13 protein-coding genes are annotated in these 11,270 nt (G+C 67.3%); 5 read left to right on the top strand and 8 right to left on the bottom strand.

Annotation, left to right across the window (positions count from 1 at the left end; translation table 11 throughout):
* The coding region (locus tag H8R17_RS41345; protein WP_262505917.1) for a polymorphic toxin-type HINT domain-containing protein at positions 1-1,757 on the top strand (1,757 nt) is incomplete at its 5' end.
* Positions 1,758-2,332: 575 nt separating this feature from the next.
* On the opposite strand, the gene H8R17_RS41340 is transcribed toward H8R17_RS41345, so the two are convergent.
* The 8 genes from H8R17_RS41340 to H8R17_RS41305 all read right to left on the bottom strand — a co-directional run bounded on the left by H8R17_RS41340 (position 2,333) and on the right by H8R17_RS41305 (position 8,654).
* A complete protein-coding gene (locus H8R17_RS41340) occupies positions 2,333-3,649 on the bottom strand; it encodes a site-specific integrase (protein WP_187828345.1) in 1,317 nt (438 codons plus the stop codon).
* Positions 3,646-3,831, bottom strand: a complete 186-nt coding sequence (locus H8R17_RS41335) for a helix-turn-helix domain-containing protein (RefSeq protein ID WP_187828344.1) — start codon at positions 3,829-3,831, stop codon at positions 3,646-3,648. The genes H8R17_RS41340 and H8R17_RS41335 overlap by 4 nt, the downstream gene beginning before the upstream one ends.
* On the bottom strand, positions 3,824-5,170 hold the full coding sequence (locus tag H8R17_RS41330) for a replication initiator (protein ID WP_187828343.1): 1,347 nt from the start codon (positions 5,168-5,170) through the stop codon (positions 3,824-3,826). Before H8R17_RS41330 ends, H8R17_RS41335 begins: the two co-directional genes overlap by 8 nt.
* 170 nt (positions 5,171-5,340) lie before the next feature.
* Positions 5,341-6,288 (bottom strand): FtsK/SpoIIIE domain-containing protein, encoded by a 948-nt coding sequence (locus tag H8R17_RS41325; protein WP_187828342.1) that lies wholly within the window; start codon positions 6,286-6,288, stop codon positions 5,341-5,343.
* Complete coding sequence (locus tag H8R17_RS41320; RefSeq protein ID WP_316959695.1) at positions 6,224-6,463, bottom strand: DUF4277 domain-containing protein; 240 nt, start codon at positions 6,461-6,463, stop codon at positions 6,224-6,226. Before H8R17_RS41320 ends, H8R17_RS41325 begins: the two co-directional genes overlap by 65 nt.
* A gap of 182 nt (positions 6,464-6,645) precedes the next feature.
* Entirely contained in the window at positions 6,646-7,014 is a 369-nt protein-coding gene (locus H8R17_RS41315) for a hypothetical protein (protein WP_187828341.1), read from the bottom strand.
* Entirely contained in the window at positions 7,011-7,319 is a 309-nt protein-coding gene (locus H8R17_RS41310; protein ID WP_187828340.1) for a hypothetical protein, read from the bottom strand. Before H8R17_RS41310 ends, H8R17_RS41315 begins: the two co-directional genes overlap by 4 nt.
* Positions 7,320-7,457: 138 nt before the next feature.
* Positions 7,458-8,654 carry a helix-turn-helix domain-containing protein gene (locus H8R17_RS41305; RefSeq protein WP_187828339.1) on the bottom strand — a complete coding sequence of 399 codons (1,197 nt, stop codon included), beginning with the start codon at positions 8,652-8,654 and terminating at the stop codon, positions 7,458-7,460.
* Between the two features lie 767 nt (positions 8,655-9,421).
* On the opposite strand from H8R17_RS41305, the gene H8R17_RS41300 reads away from it, so the two are divergent.
* The 4 genes from H8R17_RS41300 to H8R17_RS41285 all read left to right on the top strand — a co-directional run.
* Positions 9,422-9,748 carry a GIY-YIG nuclease family protein gene (locus tag H8R17_RS41300; protein WP_187828338.1) on the top strand — a complete coding sequence of 109 codons (327 nt, stop codon included), beginning with the start codon at positions 9,422-9,424 and terminating at the stop codon, positions 9,746-9,748.
* Between the two features lie 117 nt (positions 9,749-9,865).
* Positions 9,866-10,306, top strand: a complete 441-nt coding sequence (locus H8R17_RS41295; RefSeq protein WP_187828337.1) for a DUF4259 domain-containing protein — start codon at positions 9,866-9,868, stop codon at positions 10,304-10,306.
* Positions 10,307-10,751: 445 nt separating this feature from the next.
* Positions 10,752-10,835 carry a hypothetical protein gene (locus H8R17_RS48075; protein ID WP_262505919.1) on the top strand — a complete coding sequence of 28 codons (84 nt, stop codon included), beginning with the start codon at positions 10,752-10,754 and terminating at the stop codon, positions 10,833-10,835.
* Positions 10,836-10,993: 158 nt separating this feature from the next.
* Positions 10,994-11,270, top strand: a 277-nt coding sequence (locus tag H8R17_RS41285) for a hypothetical protein (RefSeq protein WP_187828336.1), incomplete at its 3' end; no start/stop codon positions are given.

The raw sequence follows: 11,270 nt of genomic DNA, 5'->3' as shown, positions 1-11,270 counted from the left end.
AGACCTACCAGTACTCGCCGTGGGGCGAGCGCCTGTCCCAGGTGAAGATCAAGTCGGACGGGACGAAGGAGCCGACGTACTACACCTACGACGCGCACTCCAATGTCCAGGCGGTCACCGACCAGTCCGGTGACACCAAGTCGACGTACGGCTACACCGCCTACGGTTCGGACGACTCCAGCCAGGACACCGGCGCGGACAAGCCCGGCTCGACGACGAACTCGCCGAGCGACCCGTACAACGCCTACCGCTTCAACGCCGACCGGGTGGACGGTTCCACGGGCACGTACAACATGGGCTTCCGCACCTACGACCCGGGCCTGAACCGGTTCCTGTCGCGGGACATGTACAACGGTGCCCTGTCCGACATGGGCCTGATCTCCGACCCGCTGACCGGCAACCGGTACGCCTTCGGCGGCGGCAACCCCATCTCCAACATCGAGCTCGACGGGCACGGCTGGCTGTCCGACCTGGGCCACACGGCCCTGGACGCGGCCGGCATGATCCCGGTCGTCGGCGCGGTCGCGGATGTCGCCAACGCCGGCTGGTACGCCGCCGAGGGCGACTACCTGGATGCGGGCATCTCCTTCGCTGGGGCGATCCCGGTGATCGGTGATGCGGCCCTGGGTGCCCGGATGGCGGTCAAGGGCGCCAAGTACGCGGCGGAAGGCGCCGAAGCCCTGCAAGGGGCGAAGAACGCCGCGCACGTGGCCGAGGACGTCAAGGCGGGCGTGCACGGCGCGGAGGACGCCGCGGACGCCGGCAAGGCAGCCGACCACGCTACGGCGGACGCCAAGGCAGCCGAGCAGGAAGCCGCAGCCGCAAAGGCCGCGGCGGAGAAGGCGGCGGCTGAACAGGCGGCCGAACGGCAGGCGCAGGCCGATGCGAGCGCCGAGTCGACGGGTGATCAGGTGGCCAAGGGGGCGACGTGCAGCTTCGCGCCCAGCACGCCGGTCCTCATGGGCAACGGTGCGACCAAGCCGATCGGGAAGATCCAGGTCGGCGACCAGGTCCAGTCCGCGGACGCCAAGACGGGCAAGGACAAGGGCGCGCGCACCGTCCTGCACACCTGGGTCAACCACGACCACGACCTGGTCGACGTCACGATCCGGACCGCGGACGGCCGCACCGCCACCCTGCACACGACCGCCAACCACCCGTTCTACAACGAGACCACCCACAAGTGGACCCCGGCCGCCAAGCTCAGTCGTGGCCATGACCTGCAGAGCCCGAACGGCCACGGCCTGGTCCGGGTCAAGCAGGTCGCTCACGCCGAGGGGGCGGCGGACCGCAACAACCTCACCGTCGAGCAACTCCACACGTACTATGTGCTGGCGGGGGCCACGCCGGTCCTGGTCCACAATACGTGCGGCGAAGAGGGTGACTATCTCTATCGCGGGCTTCCTAAGGGAATTTCGGGTGAGCATCCCGCATATCAGGACGCCCTCCAGGGTCGTGCGGTGCCCAAGGGGGGTCATTCTGACCCGGCACTTCATGCGGGAGGGAATACCGACAGTGAATTCACCTCATGGACTCATGATTACGAAGGCGTAGCGCTGGATGCTGCCGAAGAATTTGGTGTCGAGCACGGGCTCGTCATGAGGATTCCGCGTGCGAGTATTCCTGAAGATATAGACTTCCAGATCCATGATACTGATCGTGAGACGTATGAGGAGATGGAGCACTCACTACTCGGGACAGTAGAAGGTGCTGAAATCAGCATTGGAAGAGGGCCCTGGACCCGCCCTGGCGGGTAGTTCCTAACGTGCTTAACAGTCTTGCCGGGGTCAGGGCTAGACTTTGGCCCCGGCGAGGATTGACCTGGAGGTGGGTGTTATGAACAGACAGGAGCTTGCTGATCTCCTTGTAGGTAGTAGTCAGGCATTTACGTTGTGCCGATCTGCCTTGATCGGTGGTGCAGAGTTCAAGGTGTGGAGTGAGGCCACGTCGACTCCGAGCCTAGTTTCTATCTACTCTCGTCGAATGAGAACTATTGGTAGAACTGGGCAGCCGTCGATTGGGCTAGAGGATGCTGTAGTCGATTTGAGGGCACGCGTGGAGTCGGAACTTTGTCTCGGGTATGTAGATAATCGACCTGGGGGCGGTTACTACTTCCAGCTTTTCCTGACTACTGACCTGACACAGGTTGTTGCGTGTCTAGGTGTGCGGTCCTCTAAAGGTGAATCCCAGGTAATCGATTCTGTTTGATGCGTCCTGAATCGCGACTCCATGACATTTCTCATTTGAGGCGAACATATAAACCCAGGGGCCCTACCGGATTGGGTTCCGGTGGGGCCCCTGGGGAGTTTGACGGCAGTAGTTGACGGCAACGTCAGCGGACGGGTGCTGCACAAAGTGGAGGGTCGTCGCCGTCGTCGAGCCCGGCGGTGGCCTCTGAGGGGTTGTGTAGGGCGCGGCCAAGGATGTCGATGGCGTCATGTTGGAGGCGGAGCCGGACATGGGCGTACACGGTGGCGGTGACGCCGATGTGGGCGTGTCCCAGGAGCTCCTTGATGACGACGAGTTCGACGCCTTGCTCCAGCAGGAGGGTCGCGGTGGAGTGGCGGAGGTCGTGGAACCGGATCGGCCGTAGGTGGGCGTTGCGGAGCAGGGCGTTGAAGTGGCGTGTGAGGGTGGCGGGTTCGATCAGGTGCCCGCCGGGCCGCGTGAAGACGTGGTCGCTGCCCTGCCAGTCCGCGCCCGCCTTCTCCTTCTCCTGTGCCTGATGCTTGCGGTGCGCACGAAGTGAGGCGATGCAGGAGACCGGCAGTGCGATGCGCCGTTCGGAGCTGATGGTCTTGGTCGGCAAGGTGGTCAGACCGCCGGTACGGGTGCGCTGGAGGGTGCGTCGGATGGTGGCGGTGCCGGCATCGAGGTTGAGATCTTCCCAGCGCAGGCCGAGGAGTTCGCCCTTGCGCAGTCCGGTGCGCAGGGCGAGTTCGAACAGGGCGGCGTGCCGGTGGCCTTGGGCGGCGGTGAGGAAGCGTCGGGCTTCGTCGGCGGTGAGGGGGTTGAAGCGGCGGGGGCGGGGTGTGCCGGTGCGGACATTGCGGGCGATGTTGCGGGGTATCTCCTCCTCACGGACGGCGTGTTCCAGGGCGGATTTGAGTACGGAGTGGATGTAGGCGAGCGTGACCGGGGAGAGGCGCTTGCGGCAGCACTGGCCGATCGCGCAGCAGCGCGGGCGGCGGCCCGTCTGGGCGTCGGGCTTGCGGCGGGCGTCGGTGCCGCGTGCGCAGCACTGGCAGACGGTCCGCAGGCCGTTCAGCCAGGTCCGGACGTCCTTGGCGGTGAGCTTGGCGAGCTTCTTCCGGCCCAGGCCCGGTATGAGGTACTGCTCGACGACGGTGGTGTAGCGGGTGTGGGTGGTCTCGCGGAGGTGGTGGACGGCGACGTTCTCCAGCCAGTACGTCAGGTACACCGCGAGGCTGCCCTGGGCAGTGACGGCGGGGACGCCGCGGTTGCTGGCGGCGATCTTCTCGGTCAGCTTGGCCAGCGCCTCCGGGCGCGAGCTGCCGTAGACGCGGACGCATTTGCGGGTGTCGCCGGGGGCGAGGACGTATCCGGCGGCTTCCCAGCGGCCGTCCTTGCGCTGGTAGACGGTTCCGTCGCCGTTGGCGCGGGTCTTCTTGCGCTTGGGCGCGGTCATCGGGTGGCCTCTTCCAGGTGACGCTGAACGTAGTCAGCGAGGGCGTGGGCGGGGATGCGGCGGGCGCGGCCGATGCTTAGCGAGGCCAGGCGGCGGGTGCGCAGGAGGTCGTAGAGCGCCGAGCGGCCGATCGTGAGACGGGCCATCGCCTCGGGGACGGTGAGGAGTTCGTCGTCACGCACCGACTGTCACCGCCTGTTCGCGCGCCGGGCCGCCGCCGATGAGTGCAGCAAGGCGTTCGAGGTCGGGAGTGAGTCCGGTGCCGTCGTAGGCCCAGTGGGCGAGGACGAGGGTGGTCGGTTCGGGGTCGGGGGTGTGACGGCTCTGCCAGGCGGCGCGGGCGGCCCCGAGCGCTCTGAGGGTGGTGGAGTAGGCGCGGGTCTTGGTGGAGAAGTGGCCGCGGAAGCCGAGCATGTGGGCCCAGGCCCGCAGTTTCAGGTGGGCGAGGTCGCGGCGGGCGCCGAGGGCCCAGGCGGTGCGGATCATGCGGGCGGCGTGCTCGGGAATGGTCTCCCGGCCGAGTTCGGCGATCAGCTTCAGTCGGCGGTCGAGGGTGCCGGCCGCGCTTTCGGCGCCCTTGGTGGCGTACTTCGCCACGTACCCGGCGACCTTGCACTCCGTGATCGTGGTCCCGGCCTGGAAGGCGGTGGACTGGATGACCTTGACATCCAGCTCCCTGCCGAAGCCGAAGGAGTAGGTCCGACCGTCGATCTCCGGCCCGTCGACATGGGCGCGGGCGGCGGCAGCGTGGACGCCATCGGCCAACATCTCGGACGTGGCCCATGGGGGTGGTGGGGTGTAGCTGCCTGCGGGGCCGTCGAGGCGGATCACGGCGTGGAAGTGGATCAGTCCGCGCCGCTGGTACTCGGCGACCTTGGCGTACGAGACGCGGGCGACCTTGTGGAGCAGGCGCTGGGGGATTCCGGCTGCGGCGGCGATGGTGCGGCGCAGGTGGAGCATGAAGCGCGCCCACAGGGCGGGGGCGTGGGCGTTCCACAGCACCGCGCCCGCGTAGTCGTAACGCTCGGGGTCGAGCGGGGTGCCGAGGAGCGGGTCGCCCTTGGTGTGGGTGCGTCCGCAGCGGCAGCGGGCGGAGCCGTTGACGCGTCGGCCGTGGACCGGCCCGTACGACGGGGCGGTGAGGGTGGCGAAGACGAGGGGGTGGGCGGCGACCTGGTCGGGGATGTTCTTGCCGCCGCGCAGGCCGGCGGCGATGAGGTGGTAGGTGTCCTGGCGGTAGAGCTCGGCGCAGGAGGGGCAGCGGGTGGTGCGGCGGTTGCCGCAGCGGACCAGCAGGTGCCCGGCGGGCAGTTCCTTGGACTTCAGTTCGCGCAGGATCTCGCCGGTGAAGGCGTCGATTTCGGTGCGATGGCCTTCGAGCCGGATCGGCTGGGCACAGCCGCCGAGTGAGGACAGTTGCCGGACGAGACCCGGCAGGTCCCGGTACCCGGTGAATGACGGCTGTACGGCCGTGGCCGGTTTGGGGCGGGGGATGGTGGCGGTGAGGTTGTGCGGTGGCATGCTGGCGGGACCTCTCTGCGCTGCGGCACACGCGTGTGCCGTGGATGGATGGGGAGGGAGGCCCCGGCAGGGGCGAGGGTTTGGCGACTACACGCCCTTGCCGGGGATCACTGCGTTACGGACTCGGTCGGGAGCGGGGCGGGCTCGCTCGGGCGGCTGGCCGGTGCTGGTCACGCGGCTTTGTCCAGGTCGACGTGGGCGGGCAGCTCGCGGACCTTCAGCCCTTCGGTGCACATGAGGTCGTTGATCTGCCAGCAGGCTTCGGTGGGCAGGTAGACCGAGCGCAGGCGGACGGGGGTGCGCATGTCGCCGACGGAGGCGATGGAGACGCCCTGGGGCATGGTGCGGTCGGCGGCGGTGATGTCCAGGTCCCGGCCGTCGGGGAAGAGGTGCAGGAAGTCCTCGACGGTGTCGACGCGGTGGCAGATCCGGGCGGACAGGTTGGTGCGTACGGCGGTGGTGAGCACGTCGGCGGAGGGCTTCTGGGTGAGCAGCCACAGCCGGACGCCGAACTTGGCGCCCTGGCTGGCGATGGCCAGCAGTTCGGCCTCGAAGCGTTCACGCGCCTTGCGGTCGGGGTGGCGGGTGTAGTTCGCCACCTCGTCGATCACCACGAGCAGCAGCGGCAGTTCGGGGCTGAAGTCGGTGATGCGGTCGGTGCGGCCGGACCAGAACAGCCGCTCCCTGCGCTGCATCTCCTCGCGTACCCAGCGCAGGATCTCGGTCGGTTCGTCGGGGTGGATGGCGCCGGAGACCTTGTGGGCGGTACGCCACCAGGGGGCGACCGCGCCGAGGTTGGGGTCGATCACGATCAGGCGCACGTCCCGCATGAGCGAGGCGTAGGCGAGGAGCGTGTTGACGGTGATCGACTTGCCGGAGCGGGTGACGCCAGCGATGAGGGCGTGGGCGGAGTAGGCGAGGTTGAGCACGACGGGGGTGCCGTCTTCGTCCCAGCCGAGCAGCACGTCATCGGTGGAGACGAACTGACCAGGTCGGCAGGCCGGGGAGCCGTCGGGATCGAGTAGTGGTGAGCGGATCACCGCATCCAGCGGCTCATGCCGGAAGCCGCGCGCGACGATCACTCCGGGCTTGGGCTGGCTGATCCGGATGCGGCGCATGCCCCAGGCGTCGCACAGAGGTCAGACGGTTGGCCACCAGCGCCTCGATCACCTGCCCGTGGGTCAGATGCGCGCTCGCACCACCCGGACACAACTCGTCGACGATCCCGGCGACATCCAGCCGACGCAGAAACTCGGCAACGACAGGCAGAGCGCCCAGACGCTTCTCCACCACGGACGTCACCACCACATCAAGGCGCTGACGGACAGACCGTGGCCGCGGGGACCGGGAAGTCATCGACACACCCTGCCCAACGCCACAACACCGGCCCAGGACACCCCAGACCGGTCACACCATACGAATCAACGACCCGCGAAGTACGGGACTAGATGGGACCAGGGAGCCGCGAGGCACGGTCAGCGGCAGACGACCGGGTACGAACTCTCCTGCCCGTTTTCCTCGTCCCCCAGGTCGCCCAAGGTGTCGAGATCGTCGTCGGCAGGTGCGGGCAGGCGTGCGCCGCGACTCACCGCGATGCGGTGCACGTTGCCGAGCCCTTCAGCCAACTGGACCGCCAGCAGGTGAAGTTCGCCCGGAGTCCACTGCCGCTTGTCCAGGATCTGCGTGGCCTCATAGAAGAGTTCCCCGGCCAGGCCGAGCTGGGTCGACTCCACGTTGTCGGCGAGCCGGGACAGGTATCCGGCCCCGTCGCCTGCGAGATAGCACGGCTTGCCCTCGGGCCCGGCCCACGGCAGCAGGCGCAGCTGTCCGGTCCCGCTCGTCATGCCGTGACCTCCACTCCGTCGAACAGCCGGGGACTGATGTCGATGCCGCGCACTGCCAGCCGGAGCGTGCGACGCCGAGTCTGCTGCTTCTGCGCCTCCCGCCGCTCGTGCGCGACCAGGTACGGGCGGACCAGCCCGAGTTCCTCGCCATGCAGTACCCGGGCGGCCGGTACGCGAGCCGGACAGGCGGTCGACGCCTCTACAGCAAGGCCGGCGGATGAGTGATCAGGTCTGCGATGGCGGCCCGGCGCGGGCCACAGCAGCCGCAGCAGCGGCTCGAAGATGTGGGCGATACAGTGCGGCATGTCGACGCTCCTTGTCAGCGTTGGCCATGCCCCCGGACCGTTCGCGCGGCGGCGGGGGTCCTGACGAGACGTCATCCTGCCGACCGGCGATGCACGGCGGTTGCACCAAGAAGTGCAATCGCACTTGCCCGGGATCTGCTATATCCCGACCCACTCCGCGTACTGCGCCAGCGAATTGCTGCGCGTCCGCTCCTGCCGCTTCAGCGCCAGCACGGTCTCTCGCACGGTCGGGTGGTAGCGCGTCTGCTGCGGGGCGATACGCCGGGCCTGGTGCAGGCAGTCCAGCGCCTGCTCCGGGTGGCCTGACCAGGCATGAGCCCGGCCGAGGTCCATCCAGTGGTGCCCGGCCCGGGAACGGGTCCAGCCGCGCGGGATACGTACGTCCTCTGCAAGTTCGATCGCACGCCCGAAGTCGTCCATTTCGGAGGCGATGGCCACCGCGTGCACACCGACATTGGTCGGCCCCCAGGTGACGCCGAAGTCGGGCAGTTCACCCGTGGTCCGTGCGAGAGTACGGGCTTCGTCCAGGCGGGCGTCTGCATGCTCCCGGTCCTTCATCCGGCCCGCGATCACCGCAGCCCGCAACTGCATTACGCCCCGCATCGCCTCAACGCCTGCCGGGCGGCGCGTGTCCTGCCCGTCGAGATCGCGCAGGGCCCGGTCGATCACCCGGATGCCCACGTCATAGCGGCCGGACGACATCGTGGTCTGCGCGCGCAGGTAGGCGTGCATGGCGGCCAGCCCCGGCTCGTCGGCGCGTGGTGCCGTCCACGCCAGGCGGTCCAGCGCGACGGTGGCCAGGTCGATATAGCCGAAGTTCCACGCCACGGTGAACACACACCGGAACGTCCCCGACAGACACTCGTAGGCCAGCCGCTGCTCCTCCCCGCTGCTGGTGTGCACCGCCTGCACCGACTCATCGATCAACCCGGGCAGGTCGCGCACCATGTCCGTGTACTGAGCCTGACGGCGCTGCACAAGGGCCCGCTGGACATCAGCTCGGATCAACGCCGCCGGACGCGGAGCCGTCTCCCAGTCGAGAGCGACGTCCCAGTTCTCCAGCCCCTCACGGATCGGCTGGATCAAGGCGTCCATGCGGTCCCGGCGCAACTCCTCGGCGTACGGCTGTCCCAGTAGATCGGAAGTCGAGACGCCCAGCGCACGGGCACAGGCAGCAACGAGAGCCGGGGAAGCAGCCTTCTGCCCACACTCCACCTTCGACAACAGCGACTTGGACACGTGGGCGCGCATCGCCAGCCCCTGCTGCGTCAGGCCGCGCTGCTTCCGGATACGGGCGATCCGAGCGCCGGTGTGCTCCTCGATGCTCTGCGACACGGCGAACTCCGTTCTGCGGCAACACTCAGACGGTACCCCTGCAACACCGCCCCGGACCGGCCGAACAACGATCACCACTGGCTGCTTGCAGAACCACACCCGCCAGTCCGATGCTTCGGACCACACTCCAGCCGAACGACCAGCCGACGGTCAGGGCACAGCACCAAGGCGGGATGCGTCCAAACTTTCTCTACGTCTTCAAGGCGACCCGCTGACGCGGGTCGCGCGCGGCACTGCCGCCCACCCGGCCCGCTCTCGGCTCCGCCACCGCGGGCCGGCCAGCGACCAGGCCGCGCAGAAGCGCGTAGCAAACGACCGGAAACGCGGAGAGAGCCGGACGCGCCCGCACGGCGAGGGCCAGGCCGACGGCGAGGCGGTGGCGGGGAGTTGGCCGGTGCGCAGGCCTGTCGGTGGGGCCGGTCGGCTCCGTGTGCTTTACCCACCTCCCCGGGCCGGGGCCCGCGTCGGGCAAGGTCAGGGGGCCACTCGTTCAAATTGCGGGCAGGGGCAAAACCTGCCCGAGTTGCCGGGCCAGCGTACGGCCCCCTGACCATGCCCGACCCCAACCCGGGCAGGACACCGGCCAAAGCCCACTCCACCGCCCTCACGCACGTAGCCGTCTGACGGCAACGCCGACGGCAACACGAGCGCACAGCACGGCACTTCCGCGCACACCCACGGACCGGCAAGAATTCGCTGACCAGCGAAAATGCAGGTGACGACCGCCCGGCGAGCACACGTACTATGTGGAAGCTGGCGGAACACCGGTGCTGGTCCACAACTGCAACAAGAATCAAGGCATCTACGTATTCAATGACCTGACAAAGCCGGGTCATGTCTACGTCGGCAAGACAAACGATTTCAATGTGCGCCTAGCCAAGCACATTCAACTCGGAAGGCTTGCGGACAAGGCTGATGCCATCTGTGTCCATGTATGCGGGGATGACACAGAGCTGCGCATAACGGAGCACATATTCAAGGATCAATTCCAGAAAATGGGGATCAAGCTCAGTAGCGGCATAGAGGGCTATGGGAGAAATCTCTATAATGCTCGGAAGTATGCCGTCCAGTTGGAGCTTCCTTTCGAGAAATAGAAACTGAAGGCCTCCTTCGGTCCGATTAGGTCGCCCCGGATGTACCGCGGTCCATCCGGGGCGACCTCGGGGGCGCGGTTTAGTTGACTCTCGATACGCAAATTATGGAGCTATCTGATGGGTAGATGGGGTCATCATCCCCTCGATAATGATACGGCTGCCGATTTTTCTGGAGATCTCGATGCGGCGCCGGAGTCATCGCGCATTGAGATGCTGCGGGCGGCCTTGTCTTCAGTGGCCCGGAGCGGTGGTGCCTACATCGACGGCGGTCGGGCCGAGGTCGCAATCGCCGCAGCGGCTATTGCGGCAAGTAATCTTGTCGGTGGCGAAGAATTTCAGTCGGAAGTATGGGGGCCGGAATGTGATATGCCGCGGGTTCCACGAGATGTCGTCCTGCTCGCGGCAGAGGTGATCGATCTACTGCTTAACGGGGATAACGATGTTAAGGATGATTGGAGCGGAGATCCTGGTGGGGCAGAGTGGTTCGCGATGATGCGGCGATTGCACAGAGTTCTCGCTGGCGGAGACTCGGCCACTCCGGCGGGCCAATTGTGGTAGCAGACCTCTGCAGCAATCGACTCGAGCGCCTTCTTTATTGATGGGAGTCGTGAATTCTGGATGCGACCGGTAGTGCCTGACATTGCCGGTTGAGCGCCCCCGTCACTCCTGACGGGGGCGGCCCCCCGGGGACCCTGGTCCGGCGAAGCTGCCCGACCGACGAGGACCCTTCCCACTCGGGCCGGCCCTGCTGTGGGCCCGGCCTCGCGCCACCCGGCCGACCACGTGACGACCCACCGCGCAGGGCAAGCGATCGCTTCGGAGCGGGTATCTGCCGGATAGCCCCCGGTTGACACGCCCTTCCGGCGTACCGCGGTTGACACGCCCTTCCGGCGTACCGCGGCGCTGGAGGTGATGAGCGGATGGCTACGGAACTGGCTGACAACGTCCGCAAGTACCAGCGACGGGCCGGGATGAGTCAGGAGAACTGGCACACGCCGCAGGCATGTCGCCGGGCACCGTGCGCAAGGTGGAGCAGGGCGGAACGGTCCGCATGGAGACGCTGCACACCCTCGCCCGCGCACTGTAGGTGACCACGGAAACGCTGCTGGCCCCAGACGCTCCGCCGACGGCCAGACCAGGACCTCGACGGACCCGTGGGACATCACCACCACCTACGACCACGACGAGCTGGGTGACCAGACCTCCCGCACCATCACCTCCGCGGGCGGCTCGCAGTCGCGGACGATGAACTGGACGTACTACCCGGACGGGATGATCCACACCCGGACCGACAACGGCGTGCCGGTGGGTCTGCAGGTCGACCTGGCCGACAACTCCGACATCCAGTCCACCTCGGCGACCGGCTCCTGGCCGACGGCGTCCAACGGCACCGACCACCAGGGCTACGACTACGCCACGCACGCGGCGGGCACGGGCACCGACTCCTTCACCTGGAACCTGTCGATCCCCGAGGACGGCACCTACCAGGTGTACGTGAAGTACCCGCAGGTGACGGGGGCGG

This window comes from Streptomyces sp. TRM68367, from assembly GCF_014495685.1.
Lineage (GTDB): Bacteria > Actinomycetota > Actinomycetes > Streptomycetales > Streptomycetaceae > Streptomyces.
The sequence above is the reverse complement of the archived record's forward strand: the minus strand, read 5'-3'. Positions and strand labels throughout refer to the sequence as shown.

Coding starts and splice junctions, on each gene's coding strand:
- H8R17_RS41340 (WP_187828345.1), bottom strand. CDS start 3,649: ATGACCGCGCCCAAGCGCAAGAAGACCCGCGCCAACGGCGACGGAACC.
- H8R17_RS41330 (WP_187828343.1), bottom strand. CDS start 5,170: ATGCCACCGCACAACCTCACCGCCACCATCCCCCGCCCCAAACCGGCC.
- H8R17_RS41325 (WP_187828342.1), bottom strand. CDS start 6,288: ATGCGCCGCATCCGGATCAGCCAGCCCAAGCCCGGAGTGATCGTCGCG.
- H8R17_RS41315 (WP_187828341.1), bottom strand. CDS start 7,014: ATGACGAGCGGGACCGGACAGCTGCGCCTGCTGCCGTGGGCCGGGCCC.
- H8R17_RS41310 (WP_187828340.1), bottom strand. CDS start 7,319: ATGCCGCACTGTATCGCCCACATCTTCGAGCCGCTGCTGCGGCTGCTG.
- H8R17_RS41295 (WP_187828337.1), top strand. CDS start 9,866: ATGGGTAGATGGGGTCATCATCCCCTCGATAATGATACGGCTGCCGAT.
- H8R17_RS48075 (WP_262505919.1), top strand. CDS start 10,752: ATGTCGCCGGGCACCGTGCGCAAGGTGGAGCAGGGCGGAACGGTCCGC.